Raw genomic sequence first — 17,920 nt, 5'->3', positions numbered from 1 at the left:
GTAGGTTTGGGCATCACCATTATAAAGGGGAGCAGCATGTGTACTCAACCACCTGGGGCAAGCCTGGGTGGTTGTTTTATTTCTCCCAGTTAATCCCAATGTGTCAACCCATATCTAACTTAGCACAGGTTATACCATAGTAACGGTAGTAGCCTTCAAGCTTCAGCCTAAGAAGGCCCATGAGAGCCTTTGCCGGCAGCATGCGATTCGCCTTTATCCATTCCTTCATCCTCTGCACACTTTGCCGGAATTTCTTCCTGCTGGTACGTCTCTTGACCCTGAACTTGCCCTGGTGGCTGGTGCTGCAGTAGTGGGTAAAGCCTAGAAAGTCAAAGGTATCTGGCTTTCGCTTCCCCATTCGTTTGCACCATTGCGCCGCAAAGCGGCCAAAGGGTATTATCTTGGTCTTCTCTTCGGCCACCGATAGGGAGAATTTAGCCAGTCTGGCCCTTAAGGCCCGGTAAAATGCTTCGGCTTCATGTTTGTATTGAAAGCAGCAGATGAAGTCATCGGCATAGCGCACTATATAGGCCTCTCCCCGACAGTGCTTCCGCACCACTTTTTCAAACCACAGGTCAAGAACATAGTGCAGATAGATGTTGGCCAGGATGGGCGATATTATGCCGCCCTGGGGTGTTCCTTCGCTTGCGTCCCTTAGTTCCCCGTTTTCTATAATGCCCGCCTTGAGAAATCGACGGATCAACCTGAGAAAATTGGGGTCGGCTATGCGGTGCTCTAAGAATTTCATCAGCCAATCGTGGTCTACATGGTCGAAGAAGCCTTTAATATCGGCATCGACTATATAATTGACCTTCCTGGCTACGGTGAGATAGTTTAACAGCTTTAGAGCGTCGTGACAGCCCCGCTGAGGACGAAACCCGAAGGACATGTCCAGAAAATCCGCCTCAAAGATGGTGTTGAGTATCTTGCTAATAGCCAGTTGTACTATTTTGTCTTCGTAGGCCGGTATTCCCAACGGACGTTTCTGGTCAGTGCCTGGTTTGGGAATATATACCCTCCGCACTGGCTGGGGTCGGTAAGATTTGCGTTTGAGGCGTTCTAGGAGGTTCTGAATATTAGCTTCCAGGTTGCCCTCATATTGTCCCTTGGTAATGCCATCCACCCCAGCAGCCTTATTGGCCTTGAGCTCTGCATGGCACATCCTAAGCATATCCACATCTATAAGGTGCATAAGTGAGGTGAAGCGTTCCTTCGGTTGCCTTCGTGCAACTTCCGCTATTCTTGCAAGTTTCGTTGTCAATTCGGTTCCACCTCTGGGTGTGGGAATTGTTTCCCTTACAAGAGCGATCCCTTGTTACGGCCTTCCCTCCGCCGGCGTTACCCGGTTTCCTCAGTGTCGGGTCGGAGGAGGCGCGCCCCTCCGGGCGCTAGCCTCCGTCCGCCGCTCAAACCGGACGTGCAGTTTTCCCGCATCCGGCTTTCAAGAAGACGTCCTCATTCGAGAGGAGCGAATCGAAGGAATGAGAGAGACAAGGTTAACGAGACCGTATTCGCCGTAGAGCTTCGAGGCAGGGAGAGTCTTCCAACCACTGTTCCGCCACCGTTTATGTCGATGTGACCAGAGCCGTCGGATAATCCAGCGATCCAGGCGATTGAACAGCCGACGCACATGCGCCTTCTTGTAATACTCTCCCCACCCTCGCAACAGAGGGTTGAGTTGCTCAATAAGCTGCCTCTCGTTCCCGGGTGCCTTCCTCCTAGTGAGCGCTCGCACGTTCTCTTTGAATCGTTGGAGGCTTTTTTCAGAAGGATAGGCGTACAGGCTATAGCTCCTTGCCGACGTCACGATCTTATCGGGCTTGAGCCGTAGCGGGCTCGATCCCTGCTTTATCTTGAAACCCAGGAACTCGAAACCTTGCCGGATATGGACAATCCTGGTCTTGGTCGGGTTGAGCGCAACTCCCAAGGTCCGCAGGATCTCCGTGGCGGTCTTAAGGGCCTTCTCTGCCTGTCTGCGGCTTCGGCATGTCACCACCCAGTCATCCGCATACCTCGTGAGATTGTAGCCCCGGTGCCTCATCTCTCGGTCAAATGGGGTCAGGAGAACGTTGCTTAGGAGGGGTGATATAACTCCACCTTGGGGTGTACCTTGCTCGGTCGGGTGGTACTTCCCTTCCTCCATATAGCCCGCCGCAAGGAACTGCCGAATGAGGGACAGAACCCTGCCATCCGAGACCCTCCTGGCCACCAGAAACAGTAGCTTCTCGTGGTCGACCGTGCCAAAGAAGTCCGTTAGGTCGGCGTCGACGATCCACTCGTTTCCTTGCTGTATCTCCCGCCACACTTTCCCGAGCGCATCCTTAGTCGAGCGTCCAGCGCGATACCCAAAGTTGGCATCGTCCATGTCCGGCTCGAAAATCGGTGCTAGTCGATTCAGCACCGCCTGTTGAACTACCCGATCACGAATAGTGGGTATCCCGAGAGGACGTCTTTTGGTCGGTTGACCCGGTTTCGGGATATAGACCCGGCGCACCGGCGAGGGTTCATAGGTACCTGCCCTTAGAGCCTCTCCCAGGAGGTGGAGTTCTTCTTCCAGGCGTTCCTTGAATTCCCCCAGCGTCACCCGATCAATACCACCACTGCCTCGGTTCGCCTCTACCCGCTCCCACGCCAGTCGCAGATTCTTTGGGGCGTACACCTTGTCTATCAAAGAGTGAACCTTCTTTTCGCCCTCTGGATTGATCCAGTCGGAAAGTCTCCTTTGCGGATGACAGAGGGGTCTTTCACTTAAGGAACTGGTCCGTATCATCCGCCCTTCCTCCTCTTTCCTTCCTTCCCGCTCCAGCCATCTTCTCGCGCCGCCTTCCCCAGGCCACTCGCCTGCCCTTGCGGGTCACGTGGGTTATCTTGCCCACGCTTGTGGTACTATTCAGCGCTCCGACTACTCGCCAGGCATCAGGTCCGACTTCGCTTGCGCTTATACGGTCCTTTATCACCTTTGGTGAACCTGACGAGTTCTCCTGAGGTCACGTAATCATCTTCCATTCCGTGCCGTCCGCAAACACCTTGGTGCGATGGGGCGGATGCGCAGTGCCTTCGCCTCCATAGTGCAGGCTCGACCTTTCCCCATCTTTGGCCGACCGGTTCGTCTCGTCGACTACGGCCCGGAATTTCTCCGCATGCCCTTCGGATTCTCCCTCACGAGAGACACCCTGCCCTCCTGGCTGTCGCCAGGCCGGCGAGGCATTACCCCCGCCTTTGGATATGGTGCCCCGCATCCGAGCACCAGTGGGACTTTAACCCACCTGACGATTACGCTGCTCAGCGCACACTATGCCGTAATCCGACTCCCTGCCTCCTGTTTGGCTTCCTCACTTTGTATCGCTTGTCGGCCATACTTCCTGAGACCGGAAGAGGTGGCAGGGCCTCCTGAGTTACCGTGGGATAACAATGTACAGCGTGCCGAGGTCTACGACCCCGGGGAGGTGACGGTAGTCTTGCCTTTAGTGATTACCGTCATGTTGCCTTCTGCTAGGGGTCAGAGCATCGGCCCTCCCGGCTTAGACAAATTTCGAGGCTCAATCCCTTCAGCGCCATGGCTTTCGGCCCGCTGTCTTGCCTGCCTACGCTTAAACCTGCTGGTTACCCAGCCAGGCTCCAAGGCTGGCTACTGGCGGTTGGCTAGACCTTACCAGGTGGGCTTCCCACCCACTATATCCCGCGGCATTGCTCAGCCGCACGACCCCGGCTGTCAAGGCTCCCCTAACGGCGCTGCCTTTTAAGCCCTCTGAGGCTCACCAGGGAACAGGTTAGCCAATAAGGGCAGCAAAATCTGGCCGGGCCAGTTCCCGTAAAACATACTTAACCCACGGCCGGTCGGCAAAAGGACCCTTTAATGCCGGTAATGTCGCCTGCAGCCATTTTTCCACATCCCCGGCTTTTTGTTTTTCCACTGGCTTCTGCGCTAATTCCCTCAGCTTTTCGTGTTTCACCGGCCAGCGCAAAACATAATTATCAAGCTTCCCGTTTGCCTTAGCGGCCAAAATCCGGGCCATCCGGTCCCCACCGTTAATGGTCCACCGGGCTCCCAGGCGTTTCATCCGCCGGGCCACGTTGTGTTGTATCTGCCCTTCAATGGTGCCCAGGCGTTTTGCTCCCGCCGAGGCAACAATCCCCACCCAGTTTTCCTCAAGATAGTGCAAAAGCTTGGTGATCCTTTTCTTCCGGTTACCTCGGGTCTTTTTCGCTGCTTCCGTTAGAACCCCTTGGGTTTCCTGCCAGTTACCCTGGGAAATAGCTGCGGCTACTTTCCGAAAGGTTTCTTCATCATACCAGAGAGCTTCCGTTAAATGCTTGCTCAGGTGGTATGGGTCTAAGCGATATTCGGCGCCAGGGAAGTATTCCACTCCCTGCTTGGGCCAGTCTGCCCCATCGCCGCCAATGTAGATCTTCTGGACCCGGCTTAAATCCCATTTCCCCCCGATCTCGGCATAACCTTCTTCCCAGACTGCCTCACCTTCATTTAAGCTGCTTAATACAAGCTTGTTTTTCAGGGCGAAGCGATCCCGGTCTATTTGCTCCTTCCCCTCGTAAGCTACTATGTGTTTGATTTCTCCTCGTTTCTGCTTTGCCCTTTGCAGGCGGATTATCACCCCGTCGGCTTCAATACACAGCTCCGGCGCCACTTCTTTCCCTCCGGGAGCTTCGCCGTCTTCAAAAACTGCTGCTCTTTTTTCTTGGCCTTCGCGTTGGAGAACTTCGCCTACTTCCTGGGTGGCCTGCCAGATGGTCATGGAACTTACCCCGGGAACAAGGTAGCTCAAAATCTCCGCCGCCCGGTCAAAGGGAAGCTCAGTGCTTAGTTTGACAGCCAGTTCTTTTAGGCGAGGGGTAATCGTGGCCCGCTCCGGCCAGCCCAACAGCTCATCTAAAAAGAAGCTGGTTTCCCCGGTTTTCTTGTTTTTGTACAGGCGCCTTTTGTAGGGAAATTCCCCAAAGGTGCTGGTGGCTGTTTTATCCCGAAACCCAACCACCCTCCAGGTGCTCCGGTCACGTTCATTCATCAGGCGGGTATCGAGCTGTTCCAGTGCCCAGGTGAATATTTGGTTGCAGACCTTCTGACAAAGCTCATGGATACCTTTTTCAAGTTCATAGAAGTCCTTGCAACTACCAAGTAATTCAATCAGACCCTTAATGAAAAGAAGGACTGCACCCACTATTTGGCGAATATTTAGCATGAGACCTCACACTCCTTTAGCTTGATTTTTGGTGTTTTTTGGGCGCGCGAGGTCTCGTTTCTTTTTCAGGGGGCTGATCCCCTTCTGGTGCCTACTGAAATTTTACACGGCCATAGTAAATTGACAATAGAGGCCATGAATGGTGTGCCCGGCAAATGTTTTCCTGCTACGCACCTCCCCCCTGGGTGGTCTTTGCCACCGCCTACAATGAATATGCCGTCAGGGCTTTTGAACTGGGAGCAGTGGATTACCTTTTGAAGCCCTTTGTTCCGTGAGGGTTGTGGGTAAAGCTCTCCCCAAAGGAGCAAGTTACCCACACGAAGCGCTTTGAAAAAGCTCCACAGCATGACCAGATCAATAAGCAACAGATTATGACAAGCAACTCTCTTTCGAGGAGAAAAAGATTCTTTAACAAGCCCGGGGAGAAAACCCGGGCTTTTTTAGATAGAAAAAGACCCTTTCAGATGCCTGTAGTTTTCTAACCTTCCGCTTCACCGGAAAGTTTTTCCCAGGCCACCTGGTAGATCTTGAAATCATCTTCACGGAACAGAACAAAGCGTACTTCCGTAAAGAAATCATTTTCTAAAATAAAGTCCCGCACCGTTTTCAAAGCAATGGTCGCCGCCCGCTCGATGGGAAAACGGTAGGCACCGGTGCTGATGGAAGGAAAGGAAATGGATCTGATACCCTTCTCTCTGGCCAGGGAAAGGCTGTTATAATAGGCATTGTGCAGTAACCCGTCTTCTCCCCGGTTGCCCCCCGACCAGATGGGACCCACGGTATGGATGACATAACGGGCTTTCAAATTGCCGCCGGTGGTAATTACCGCCTGACCCGTGGGCAAGCTGCCCTGCCGGGCCACAATCTGCTTGCATTCCTCCAGGATCTGCGGCCCACCGGCCCGGTGAATGGCCCCGTCCACACCCCCACCGCCCATCAGGCTGGAATTGGCCGCATTAACAATGGCTTCGGTATCCTGCTGGGTGATATCCCCCACCATCAAGCGCAGCAAGGTTGAACCCAAACGCACCTCCATGAAAAATCCCTCCCGGAATCAAAAAACTTTGCCCAAATAATTCGCGTTCGGGCAAAGTTTTCCTCTCTTTTTCGCGTTTTATTTTAACCTGAAGACACCTGTTTTAGTGCCTCGACAAAATAGACACCCAGTTAGTCAGAAATTGCCCGGCCACCCGCCGGTATTCCTCCCAGATTGCCGCGGTCTCCTGCACCAGGCGGCCGGCAGCACCGGGGCCGCCGTATTCTTCCAATTCATCGGCATAAGCTTCGGCCCAGGTATTAATTATCTCCGGGTTTACCTCCAGATGAAACTGCAGGGCAAAAATGTGCCGCCCTAAAGAAAAGGCCTGGTTAACACAATCCTTGCTGGCAGCCAGGTGGGAAACCCCGGGAGGCAGGGCAAAGGTGTCGCCGTGCCACTGGAAGACAAAAAATTCTGCGGGCAAACCGGCAAACAGGGGCGACTTCAAACCGTCGGCGGTAAGCCGGAGTTTATACCAGCCGATCTCCGGAACCGGGTTGCGGACAACAGGTGCACCCAGGGCCTTGGCAATCAGCTGACCGCCAAGACAGATACCCAGCACGGGTAAACTTTTTTGGATTGCTTCTTTAATCAGTTGATCAACTTGCCTTAAATAAGGGTAGGACTCCTCTTCATAGACGTTCATCGGGCCGCCCAGGATTACCAGGGCGCCATAGCCATCTAAAGAGGCGGGCAAGTGTGCCCCCGGTTGATCCATCACCCGTATATCAAGCTGCCAGCCCTCTTTCTCCATAGCCGGCTGCAAAAGACCCGGCCCTTCAATGGTCACATTTTGTACTACCAGCGCTCGCAAGTCAAAAAACCTCCAAAAATCAATTCGTTTTTTGCTTAACCGTGAACACAATTTAATCACCAATGACCCTGATAACTACCGCAGACGTGGATAAGGGTGTCCATTATGTCTTGTTTCTTGTTTTTTGTAATGCCTTCACATTTATTTTCCATAATACCATGGCTGGTTTTGCCGGACAAGCCCAATCGAGAAGCTAATAACAACAGGCCACCAGCTGCCGCCCCCGTTCCAGAGCCGTCCCGGCCCACTCCCGGTAACGGGGGCGAATTTCGTGTATTATCACACCGGAGTAATCCCGTAATAAAGCAAGTACGTCAGCGACCGGGATTTCACCCAAACCGATGGGCAGGTGCAGATCCCCCCGGCCGGCGGCCATCAACTCAGCCTGTTTCTTTTCCAGCGAACCGGAAATCCGGCCGAAGTTATCGTGCAGGTGCACGTGACGTACGTATGGAGCAGCCAGGGCCACGGCTCCCAGGAAATCAAAGCCATAATGCCGGGCCGATAGATATGCATGACCTACATCCAGAGTTATGCCCACCTGGGGATGACCGATAGCCTTCACCTGTTCCACCAGCAGGGACAAGTGCTCCGCATAACAATAGGGACTGCCATCCAGGTAAGGCCGGGCATTTTCCATAGCTATGGTAATCCCCAGTTGTTTCGCCCTTTCGGCCAGATCCAGTAACGCTTCCCGCTCCTGCCGTTGCATTTCATCTCTGACTTCCGGGCTAAGGTTCTGTCGACCTCCGGGCAGGTGGAAGGTCTCCTCCGGTACATATCTGCCGCTGTGGTAAACCAGTACCTCCGATCCAATGGCTGCAGCAAACTCCAGGCTTTCCTTAAAAGCCTGTTTTTGCCAGAATAGGTTTTCAATATCCATCAGGTTTAAAGGATTGGGGGCATGGACTGTGTAACGAACGGGAAACCGGGCAAGCAGCCGGCATATTTCCTCCACCCGCGGGGGTAGCAGCCGTCCCCCTATCATGGCCCCCACTCCGTGCACAGGAATTTCCACATACTCAAAACCGAGCCCGGCAAAATACTCTAAATCCCGGGCCAGGGTGTCCAAATTGTTATCCAGCCGGGCAGCATCGGCGTTGATACCAAATCCTTTGATGGGCATTGGAACCTGCTTCAAACCTCCTTTGCGGTAGTTAAACGTTACCAGTCGCAACCAGGCGTTTATGACAACCGTGATCCCATACATGTGTAAATTAAGTCCGACATTTACCCCGCGAAAAATCCTGACTAGAGGCTGTACCCGTTCTTTACGGGTTAAGATGATAAGCAAACCTGGCCACTAACTTACCCCCTGTTACAGTTCCCATAACCACGGGCTGGCCGCCAATTAACCGCACCAGGATTAAGTCGGCTTTTTTCCCCTCTTCTACCGAGCCCAGTTCAGCGACCAGACCGGTAGCTTGAGCCGGATTGAGAGTGGCCAGGCGCACTGCAGCAGGCAAGCTGTAACCGTCCGCCGCCAGGTAAAAGACAGCCTGCAGGAGCGCCGGAGGGTAATAGTCGGAACAAAGAATATCTGCCGCACCGCTATCCAGTGCTTCGCGGGCTTTTAAATTATTTTCATGGGAGCCGCCTCTTAAAATATTAGGGGCTCCCACACAAACATGCATCCCCAGCAAACGGGCATGTCTGGCCGTAGCCAGGTTAACGGGAAATTCAGCAATAGTTGCTCCCAGGCGGTACATCTTCTCTACTTTGTCTGGAGTATCGTCGTCATGGGAAGCCAGCGGAACCCCACTAGCCTGAACAGTAGCAGCCAGGAACCGTAGTCGTGCCGGATCCACTTCCTGCCGTTCCCGGATCTTCTGAGCTACCAGGGCATCACATTCCTCTTCCTTCAACCAGTAGGTCTTCCGGACGTACTTCTTGTACTGCTCTATTGACCCGTACTGGCCCTGCCCCGGCGTGTGGTCCATGAAGGAAAAAAGGCTGGCCACTCCTTCGGCGATTAATTCCTCCATCAGTTCCAGGGCAGCCGTGTTACTGATTTCATAGCGCAGGTGCACCAGGTTACGGATCAGGTGACATTGACGCGCCTGTCCGGAGATATGGCGGGCAATTGTTGCCGCCAGGTCATTGGACCGAACACCTTCTCCAGCCGAGAAAGAGATAGAATGGAAGATGGTAGTTATTCCACTGGCGGCCAGCTTTCTTTCCAGTTCGCCACAAGCCGGCCCTATGGGAAAGGTAACATTGGGTCGAGGCTGAATCTCCTTTTCCACGGCATCGCTATGTATGTCCACCAGACCTGGCAGGAGATAGGCACCGGCCCCGTCAAACTCAGTTAAACCGGAACCACCGGTGGTTGTTCCTTCCCCAACCTCTGCGATGCAACCATCCTCCACATATACGTAGCCCGGCTCAAGCAGCCGGTAGGGCAGAACAACCCGTACATTAGTGATGAGCAACCTTGAAGGCAAGCCTATTCCCCTCCCCAGATTGGTTTTCGCTTACATTATCGAGGAATAGCATTCTATCTGCCACCTGCTCCAGGCTTTCCCGGTCATGGGAAACCATCAGGATGGCAGTACCGCTTCGCTTTAAATCCAGGATTAAATCATTCACCCGCCGTTTGGATTGTTCATCCAGGGAAGCGGTGGGTTCGTCCAAAAGTAGCAGGCGGGGGCGAGTAACCACAGCCCGGGCTACATTAACGCGTTGCTGCTGGCCACCGCTATAGGTGGCAGGTGAAGCATCCCAAAGTTCCCTGGGTATACCGAGATACGTTAAAAGGCGTCCGGCATCCCTCAAAGCGCTGGACTCTTCCCGGCCCTGCAGCAGTAATCCTTCGGCCACCACTTGCAGGGCCGAAACGCGCGGTACCACCCGCAAGAACTGGGATACATATCCGATTTCCTGCCGCCGCAGTTCCAGAATATCCCTCTCCTGTGCCTGTAACAGGTCAATCACTCCATTAATTGACCGGTAGAAGACCTGACCTGTAGAGGCCACATATGATCGGTAAATACATTTCAACACCGTTGATTTACCCGCCCCACTCGGCCCCTGAATGCCCAATACTTCTCCGGCCCCAAGGTTGAAGGAAATATCCTTGCATCCAACAACCTCCTTGCCTCCCAGGAGATGCAGTTTAAAAATTTTCGTCAACCTCAAAACTCGAAGTATCTCAGTCACCTCATATCTCCCCTGCGAATTATAATTTACCGGTAATTGTCTTGATAAAAACTAAAGCATCGAGCTTACCAGCAACTGGGTGTAGGGATGCTGGGGATCCTCAAGGATCTGGTCTGTAAGTCCCGTTTCCACCACCCGGCCGGTTTTCATCACCAGCGTACGGTTGGTCAGCAAGCGTATAACCCCCAGGTCATGGGAAATTACAATCATGGTTAACCCCAGTTCTCTTTGAAGCTTTTTAATCAGATCCAGCACCCGGGCCTGCACCGAAACATCCAAACCGGTAGTCACTTCATCCAGGAAAACCAGCGGCGGGTTATTGGCCAAAGCCTTGGCGATCTGCACCCGCTGCTGCATGCCGCCGCTAAAAAAACGCGGCAGGTGATCCATGCGCTCCAGGGGCACTTCAGTACGCAGCAACAATTCCGCCGCCCGCCGGCGGATCTGGCCTACGTGGTAAATGCCGGCTGTAAGGAGTTTTTCGGCAATATTCCCTCCGGCGGTAAAATCCAGCTTCAATCCCAGGTGGGGATTCTGGTAAACCATCCCCATCAGGTGATGACGAATGTAGCGTTTTTCCTGAGCGCTGCAGGCAAGCATGTTCACCTTGCCGTCTTTGTAAGGCTTGAAACAAGCTTCCCCGGCAGTAGCGGGAATGTCAAAGTAAAGACACTGTACCAGGGTGCTCTTGCCTGAACCGCTTTCTCCCACCACTCCCAGAATTTCACCCGCATAAAGGTCAAAGGAAACATCGGCACAGGCTACTATAGAACGACATTGAGAACAAATATTGGTTCCAGCCATGGGGCCGGTGCAAATCGTACATTTACTGCACCCGCTGCCGAAAATGCGGGTCAGTCCCCGCACCTTGAGCAAAGGTTCTTCATTAGGCATTTTCGCCTGCTTCCTCCTTCAGCCGCCGCCGTTTGGCGCAGTATGCAGTGTCGGAACAAATGTAACGCCGGGCACCGGTAGTATCGTCAATTATTTCATCCAGGTAAGTATCTACACTGCCGCACAGGGCGCATTGCTTGCATCTAAAATCCTCCACCCGGAAAGGATAATCAGTAAACTGCAGTGGTTCCACCCGTGTATGGGGCGGCACGGCGTAAATACGCTTTTCCCGCCCGGCCCCAAAAAGGTAAAGGGTCTCAGCCATATTCAAACGCGGTACGTCCCAGCGGGGGATGGGAGATGGATCCATCACGTAACGGCCGTTCACCATAACGGGATACTGCGCACCAATGGTGATCTCACCCCAGCGCACGATATCCTCGTACAGGTAAACCCACAGGCGGCTGTAGTCAGCTTCCGCATGCATCTCCCGGGTCTTCACTTCACTGGGCTCCACCCGGCGCAGGGGTTCCGGGTAAGGAACTTGAAACACTAGAATCTGCCAGTCCTCCAGCGGTTCTTCTGGAATGCGGTGCCGGGTCTGGATCAGTGTGGCTTCACGGGTATCCTCCGTCGTGCGCACCCCGGTGGTAAGCACCAAAAGCTTACGAATATTTACGGCGTTAACCACATCGTCGGAACCTTGATCAATCACCTTCAAGATATCCTCCGGGCCAATCAGGGACATAGTCAGCTGCAAGCCACCGGTACCCCACCCCCGGGCGATTGGTAATTCCCGGGAAGCAAAGGGTACCTGGTAACCCGGAATGGCAACCGCTTTCAACATGCGCCGCCGGATTTCTTTTTTGCTTTGTTCATCCAGGAAAGCAAAATTATACCCTGACTGCACTTTTTTCTCCCGCATCACTGCGAACCCTCCTCATTGCGCCCCACCAGCTGTGCCCGGCGTAGCCGATCCAAAACCGACTGGAAAGTAACATAGTGGGGTAACTTCCAGTGTGCGGTGAAGCCAGAAGCCTCAATGCCGTCTATATGATAGAGAACGAACTCTTCGTCCTCTGCCGGCGCTTCTTTGGAACCAGTGCGCATGGTACGGTCCAGTACAGCCATGGAAATAGCCTTTATTTCGTTATGTCCAAAGCAAAGGCCATAGCCCAGCGTAAAGCGGGGAATACCATCCTCCCCGGCATCCATCCGGGCAATGACCTCTGCTTCCGTTACCAGTACCCGTCCCACAGTCACCACTTCATCTGGGCGGGTCCTGTGATGCACGCGCAGCGGAACATATCCCACCCGCAGTTCCCCCAGGGTAGGGTGAATATTGCCGTAACCCCGCATACTGCTGTAGGCTAAGGCCATCAACCCCCCCGTTTCTCCCCTGGCCATAACTTGCATCCTGGCTGCCCGGGGAGCCGGGAATGTGAGAGGCTGCCGGGTAATGTCTATTATTTCCTCTGCTTCCTCCGTCTTGTTGGGAGTCTCCAGAAGTCCCTCGGCCCGCAGCATGTCCACCACTTTAGGGAAAGATGGCAGCACATCTCCCATTCCCCCTTTCTCGCCCCTTATCGCCCCGGGAATAAATTTACCCATGAACTCCCTGATATGGGTTAGACTTTCCTCTGCCAGCTGAAAGTCCAGCAACCGCAGACTGTAGTCCCGGGTAGGGCCAAGGATCTGACCGCCGGGTATATCTTTGAAAGCCGCCGATATACGCCGTATTACTGCCATTTCCCTGGTATCCGCGACGAGGGAATAACCAATCCTGGGCAACGTGGACCGGTAAGCCCGCAGGAGAAAAGATGCCTCTATGGTATCTCCTTCGGCCTGTTTCAGGGCCAGGGCTGCATGAAAAGGTGCATATAAGGAACCTTCGCCCATAACCCGGTCCACTGCGAGACGCATCTGGTCCTGGATCTGTTTGACTTCAAGGGGAGCCGACCCACCTCGCAGGCGAAAGTAGCGCACTAACTCTTCAGCTGCTTCTATTGCGGCCTTCCCTCCCTTGATAGGCACATATCCCATGGTCTTACCACCCCTTCTGCTTGTAAAACTTCAGCACCACGTCATACCTGACGACCGGGGAATACAGGCCAGTTGACCCTGAACACTCACCAGGATGGTGTCTACCCCGAGGGGGAATTCAGAGTTAAGTTTCTCCAGGCAAGCCAGGTTCTCTCTGGCCAGCCCGGCCACGGTGAGCTCTCGTTCACCCGGCACTCCGGGCCCCCGCAGGCGCAGCACAATTCCTTCTCCGGCTGACTGAAAAGCACCGGGATAAATGGCATTTACACGGCAGATGACAGTCGCCCCCTGGTCAGGAAACAACAGGTTGCCGCGGCGAACTTGTATCAATTCCGGCCCCGGCCGATCTCCGTCGATAAACACGAAATCTGCCTGCTCAGGAGCTGCTGGCCTGCTTCCGGTGTAAAACTTGCAAAACGAAACAAATTCCTCCCAGCCCGGCCCCAGTGTAGCAAATGTAGTCTCCTCATCCATTAGCGTTAGTGCCAGGGCAACAACGTAGAGAAAGTCCCCGGATTCTCCCTCACCCCCCCTGAGTTCGGCTATTTTTCCCGGCCTGGCCATGCAATCCAGTAATTGACGAAACACCCTTTGACTGCTGTAAACCGGGTCAAACCAGGAAATATCCCACATCTCCTTCATCACCCCAGGACTTCAAATTGGACCCGTGAACGGGCAATATTGGCAAATTCGGCCCCATCTTCTCGAAGTATACGTTCCTCCTCAGCCAACAGGGCCGCCCTTATTCCGTCAACCGGCCCCACACCCAGGTGTAATGCCAGGTCAAGCACGGCCAGGTGATAGGCCCGCTCCGGATCGTCACCAAGACAACAACCCCAGCCAGTAGCTTCCCCGAGCGCCACAGTACATTCCGTAACCAAAACTTCCCCCAGGTTGAAGGGCTCGTTTTCCACCGTTTCCCGGGCCTGCATCATCACCAGGCCCACCTGAGGCGGCTTAATTACCCTGACTTCCGGAGAGGCAGCCAGCACGCTGCGGGCCAGTTGACTGAGGATACCGTTATTCACCCTGTGCAAAATTGTCCGGAGGTGTTCTTCGTTCATCTATCCTCACTCCTTAAATGATGGCGCTGCGTATGCGGCTGGAAAGAAAATCCACTATACTCACGGTGAGCAGAATGACCAGCAGTATGGCAGAAGTATCCTGATACTGGAACAAACGCATACTGGTTAACAACTCAAAACCGATACCACCAGCCCCGACCAGGCCAAGCACAGTCGCCGCCCGCACATTGACCTCCCAGCGGTACAAGGTATAGGTAATAAATTCAGGCACAATCTGGGGTACTACCGCAAAGACCAATGTTTGGATCTTATGGGCACCGGTGGCATCCAGTGCCTCCACCGGACCACGGTCAATATTTTCAATGGCCTCGGCATAAAACTTGCCCAACTGTCCGGCGGAATGAATGGCTACGGCCAGCACCCCCGGGAAGGGGCCCAGACCAACAGCAGCTACAAAAATCAAGGCAAAAACCATCTCCGAGATGGCCCGCAGGGCATTCAGGATCAGCCTGGAAAGCGCGTATAGAATGGGGTGAGGAGACACATTCTGAGCTGCCAATACCCCCAGGGGAATCGCTATTATTACCGCCAGGGTAGTTCCCCAGATGGCCATTTCTACCGTTTCCAATGTGGGCCGTATGAGTGATCCCATAATCGAAAAATTCGGGGGTAACATCCGGCTCACAATATCCACAAGATGGGGCGTTCCCTGAATGAGGGTCACGGGGCTCAATTCACAATCCACTGCGCTGCGCCAGTAGACGACCACCACTAGCGCCACCACCAGCACCCTCTGCCAGGTAAAAAATCTCTCCCGCCGCGGTACTGCTGATTTTATAGATGCACCTTCAATAAGCCTAGGCATAGGCAACCTCCGCTATCGTATCAAACTCTGCTGAATCACCGGGCTGCTGGTAAAGCCATTCCAGGTCGGCCTTGCTTACGTTATGGGCGGGCTTATCCAGCACCACCCGACCGTCCCGCAGGCCTACTACCCTGGAAGCATATTCCAGGGCCAGGTCCACATCGTGCAGGCTGACCAGGAGAGTCAGGCCATCTTCCCGGTTGATGCTGGCAAGAATATCCATTACCCGCCGAGAGGACTTAGGATCTAAACTGGCCACGGGCTCGTCGGCCAGCAGTACTTCTGGCTGCTGTACCAGTGCCCGGGCAATACCTACCCTTTGTTGCTGCCCACCACTTAGCTGGTCTGCCCGCTGGAAGGCCTTGTCCTGCAGTTCCACCCTCGCCAGTGCATGCCAGGCCAGTTCCCGGTCGGTGGCTGAAAAAATACGGCAACAACTGAAAAATATACCGCAATAGCTCAAACGCCCACATAATACATTGTCCAGTACGGTCAGCCGTTTCACCAGGTTAAACTGCTGAAAGATCATGGCCACCCGGCGGCGCAGTTCGCGAAGCTCTCTGGACCGGCCGTTGACACGAAGGCCTGCCACCGTCACCTCCCCGGTGGTGGGCTGCACCAGCCCGTTAATACAACGTAAAAGAGTGGATTTGCCGGCTCCGCTTAAACCCAGCAGGGCCACAAATTCCCCTCTCTGCACCTCCAGGTTGACATCCACCACGGCCTTCACGCCGCCCCGATACTCCTTGGATAAGTCAGTTATGCGAATCACTATTATCGCCTCCATCCTGATAAATTGTTATCTTGTACCTTACCTGACTGCAAAATATTACTCCAAAATCCTGGGCTGGCGGCCGTCACCTGGTGACGACCGCCACCCATGTTCATCATTGGTCATTTCAACTTTCTCAGGTCCAGGTTAAGGGTTTTGGCCACGTCCCGGATTATATCGTAGCGGCTGTCATCCACCTCTTTGAACTTGGTAAAGTTAGTTCCCTTAAGGGCATCCGGAGCCTTCTGATCAACTTCCAGTAAAGCCTTTTTCACTTTGTCCTTGAGATCCTGGAGCAGGTCATTCCGGTAAGCCCAGGGGCTGTGAGGTAACGGATCGGACTTAGCAAAGACGATAACCTCATCGGGGCTGATAATGTTGTTCTTTACCAGCTTCTCGCATATTTCACTGGCCATGGCTCCTGCATCGACCTTTTTGTTCTTTACCGCCAGGGCAGTGGCATCATGACCGCCGGAAAACTGCACCTTCATATCCTTATCGGGATCCAGCCCCGCTTTGGTCAGCATGTAACGGGGAATCAGGTGACCGGAAGTGGAGGCCGGGTCACCAAAGGTGAAGGTTTTGCCCCTTAGGTCAGCGATGGAATTGATACCGCTGTCCTTTCGCGTGATAAATAAAGAATGATAGGTATCCTTTCCATCCTCGCCAATACCAATGGCAAAAGCTTCGGCGCCAGCTTCCTTCGCAGCCAGGATATAGGAAAATGGGCCATAGAATGCTACATCTAAATGTTTTGCACGCATAGCCTCTATTACCCCCGTATAGTCGGTACTCACATAGGGGGTTACCTTAATGTTCAGCTCTTTGCTCAGGTAGTCGACTAACCCCTGATATCGCTTCATAATCTCTTCCGCATTTTCTGACGGAATAAGCCCAATCCTAAGTTCAGTCACCTGCGAGGCGGCGGAACCCTGATTCTTTTCCCCGCTTCTGCCGCAGGCGGCAGTTGCCAGGAGAAGGCTGCCCAGGGCCAGCAATACTATAAGTTTGCTCCACAGCCTGGTCATCATTTTTTGTCCTCCTTGCACAGGGTTTGTGGTCTCATCCTACTTACGAACCTCTTGATCACGGGAAAAATCTACCTGCAAACAACTCCTGTCTCCCCTGAATCGCGAGACGCAGTATTCTATTACCACCCCCCCTTCCGTAAGCATGGTACTTTTCACCTGCAGCACCGGTACATTGGGTGAAATTTCCAATATTGCTGCATCATCAGCGGTAGGCAGGACGGCGCGCAAAGCTGAGCGAGCGCGGATGGGGCGCAGCTGATAGTGTTTTTCCAGGAGGTGGTAAAGAGAGGTGAATCCTTCCAGAAAATTCAACAGGCCCGGCACCAGATGGCTTGGGAGATAAGAGGTGGCTACGGAAAAGGGCTCATTGTCTACGGAGCGTAAAATTTCCAGAACCACGACCCGCTGGTTCAGATCCAGGTTCAGTTCTGTGATCACTTCGGGAGAGGGGGGCATCTCCACCGCTTTCAAAATCCTTGCAGCAGGGGAATGCCCCAGTTCCATAATGTTTCGGGTAAAACAGGTGCGGCTTGATACCTTATACTGTATTTGCCTTTCCGCTCCCCGTACGGGATAGGTTCCCTTCCCCTTAAGGCGGTAAACCAGGCCCGCATTTATCAACTCGGCAATGGCCTGACGCACGGTATGGCGATTGACCCCGTAATACGTACTTAAGTCCGATTCAGAGGGCAACCGCTCCTGAGCACTGAAGGCCCCCTGCCGGATTTGTCTTGCTAAATCCTGTGCAATTTGCCGGTAGTAAGGAATGCCGTTGGCCTTATCCAGCATACACTTACACCTCATTTATCATTTAGACCCGCAAATGAGATATCAACTCAGCAAATTGGACATCCGAGAGATATAGATGTCTAGATACGTTCCCCTTAAAACAAAACTCCCCGGCTCATAAGAACCGGGTTTATATTTTCGTATTCTACTTTTACTATGGCATGAACCTGTTAAATACAAATTAAGCTCACATTAAACCCTTGTAATTTTTACGTTAAACCACCTGAGTTAAGTTGTCAAGGGGTTGACATAACGAGAATAATTACTGCTCCCCTTTATGGCATGGTCATCCTAAACTTGAGCTGTTGTGGTTAGAAAACCACCACAAGAGCAGGCCTTCTGGTGCTAATG

General features: G+C 53.4%; 18 protein-coding genes and 1 pseudogene. 1 reads left to right on the top strand and 18 read right to left on the bottom strand.

Annotated elements, in window-relative coordinates:
• Nucleotides 1–103 precede the first annotated feature (103 nt).
• The 4 genes from ltrA (HPY58_11740) to HPY58_11725 all read right to left on the bottom strand — a co-directional run bounded on the left by ltrA (HPY58_11740) (nt 104) and on the right by HPY58_11725 (nt 5,198).
• Nucleotides 104–1,261, bottom strand: a complete 1,158-nt coding sequence (gene ltrA / locus HPY58_11740) for a group II intron reverse transcriptase/maturase (protein ID NPV30293.1) — start codon at nt 1,259–1,261, stop codon at nt 104–106.
• A gap of 180 nt (nt 1,262–1,441) precedes the next feature.
• Nucleotides 1,442–2,704 (bottom strand): group II intron reverse transcriptase/maturase, encoded by a 1,263-nt coding sequence (gene ltrA / locus HPY58_11735; GenBank protein NPV30292.1) that lies wholly within the window; start codon nt 2,702–2,704, stop codon nt 1,442–1,444.
• A gap of 40 nt (nt 2,705–2,744) precedes the next feature.
• The gene (locus HPY58_11730) at nt 2,745–2,957 is read right to left on the bottom strand and encodes a hypothetical protein (protein NPV30291.1); all 213 of its coding nucleotides are present in this window, start codon (nt 2,955–2,957) and stop codon (nt 2,745–2,747) included.
• Nucleotides 2,958–3,770: 813 nt separating this feature from the next.
• Nucleotides 3,771–5,198 carry an ISLre2 family transposase gene (locus HPY58_11725; GenBank protein NPV30290.1) on the bottom strand — a complete coding sequence of 476 codons (1,428 nt, stop codon included), beginning with the start codon at nt 5,196–5,198 and terminating at the stop codon, nt 3,771–3,773.
• A gap of 176 nt (nt 5,199–5,374) precedes the next feature.
• Here HPY58_11725 and HPY58_11720 point away from each other — a divergent pair.
• Nucleotides 5,375–5,464: pseudogene (locus tag HPY58_11720) on the top strand (DNA-binding response regulator).
• A gap of 212 nt (nt 5,465–5,676) precedes the next feature.
• On the opposite strand, the gene HPY58_11715 reads toward HPY58_11720, so the two are convergent.
• From HPY58_11715 to phnF, 14 genes are all read right to left on the bottom strand, one after another.
• Complete coding sequence (locus HPY58_11715; protein ID NPV30289.1) at nt 5,677–6,234, bottom strand: O-acetyl-ADP-ribose deacetylase; 558 nt, start codon at nt 6,232–6,234, stop codon at nt 5,677–5,679.
• Nucleotides 6,235–6,337: 103 nt separating this feature from the next.
• Nucleotides 6,338–7,051 (bottom strand): type 1 glutamine amidotransferase, encoded by a 714-nt coding sequence (locus tag HPY58_11710; protein ID NPV30288.1) that lies wholly within the window; start codon nt 7,049–7,051, stop codon nt 6,338–6,340.
• A 193-nt stretch (nt 7,052–7,244) separates the two neighbouring features.
• Nucleotides 7,245–8,177, bottom strand: a complete 933-nt coding sequence (locus HPY58_11705; protein ID NPV30287.1) for a sugar phosphate isomerase/epimerase — start codon at nt 8,175–8,177, stop codon at nt 7,245–7,247.
• A gap of 145 nt (nt 8,178–8,322) precedes the next feature.
• Entirely contained in the window at nt 8,323–9,495 is a 1,173-nt protein-coding gene (phnM, locus tag HPY58_11700; protein NPV30286.1) for a phosphonate metabolism protein PhnM, read from the bottom strand.
• Nucleotides 9,470–10,210 carry an ATP-binding cassette domain-containing protein gene (locus HPY58_11695; protein NPV30285.1) on the bottom strand — a complete coding sequence of 247 codons (741 nt, stop codon included), beginning with the start codon at nt 10,208–10,210 and terminating at the stop codon, nt 9,470–9,472. The genes phnM and HPY58_11695 overlap by 26 nt, the downstream gene beginning before the upstream one ends.
• A 51-nt stretch (nt 10,211–10,261) precedes the next feature.
• Nucleotides 10,262–11,104, bottom strand: coding sequence for an ATP-binding cassette domain-containing protein (locus HPY58_11690; GenBank protein ID NPV30284.1), 843 nt, complete (start codon nt 11,102–11,104; stop codon nt 10,262–10,264).
• Nucleotides 11,097–11,954, bottom strand: coding sequence for an alpha-D-ribose 1-methylphosphonate 5-phosphate C-P-lyase PhnJ (locus tag HPY58_11685; GenBank protein ID NPV30283.1), 858 nt, complete (start codon nt 11,952–11,954; stop codon nt 11,097–11,099). Before HPY58_11685 ends, HPY58_11690 begins: the two co-directional genes overlap by 8 nt.
• A 14-nt stretch (nt 11,955–11,968) precedes the next feature.
• Nucleotides 11,969–13,087, bottom strand: a complete 1,119-nt coding sequence (locus HPY58_11680; protein NPV30282.1) for a carbon-phosphorus lyase complex subunit PhnI — start codon at nt 13,085–13,087, stop codon at nt 11,969–11,971.
• Between the two features lie 30 nt (nt 13,088–13,117).
• Nucleotides 13,118–13,729 (bottom strand): phosphonate C-P lyase system protein PhnH, encoded by a 612-nt coding sequence (phnH, locus tag HPY58_11675; protein NPV30281.1) that lies wholly within the window; start codon nt 13,727–13,729, stop codon nt 13,118–13,120.
• A complete protein-coding gene (phnG, locus tag HPY58_11670; GenBank protein ID NPV30280.1) occupies nt 13,729–14,151 on the bottom strand; it encodes a phosphonate C-P lyase system protein PhnG in 423 nt (140 codons plus the stop codon). Before phnG ends, phnH begins: the two co-directional genes overlap by 1 nt.
• Nucleotides 14,152–14,164: 13 nt before the next feature.
• Entirely contained in the window at nt 14,165–14,977 is an 813-nt protein-coding gene (phnE, locus tag HPY58_11665; protein NPV30279.1) for a phosphonate ABC transporter, permease protein PhnE, read from the bottom strand.
• Entirely contained in the window at nt 14,970–15,749 is a 780-nt protein-coding gene (gene phnC, locus HPY58_11660) for a phosphonate ABC transporter ATP-binding protein (protein ID NPV30278.1), read from the bottom strand. The genes phnE and phnC overlap by 8 nt, the downstream gene beginning before the upstream one ends.
• A 122-nt stretch (nt 15,750–15,871) precedes the next feature.
• Nucleotides 15,872–16,747 (bottom strand): phosphonate ABC transporter substrate-binding protein, encoded by an 876-nt coding sequence (gene phnD, locus HPY58_11655; protein ID NPV30277.1) that lies wholly within the window; start codon nt 16,745–16,747, stop codon nt 15,872–15,874.
• Between the two features lie 69 nt (nt 16,748–16,816).
• Nucleotides 16,817–17,569: a phosphonate metabolism transcriptional regulator PhnF gene (phnF, locus tag HPY58_11650; GenBank protein ID NPV30276.1), complete on the bottom strand. Its 753-nt coding sequence runs from the start codon at nt 17,567–17,569 to the stop codon at nt 16,817–16,819.
• Between the last annotated feature and the right edge of the window lie 351 nt (nt 17,570–17,920).

Source organism: Bacillota bacterium (genome assembly GCA_013177945.1).
Taxonomy (GTDB): domain Bacteria; phylum Bacillota; class DSM-12270; order Thermacetogeniales; family Thermacetogeniaceae; genus Ch130.
This window is presented reverse-complemented; position numbering and strand designations above follow the sequence as displayed.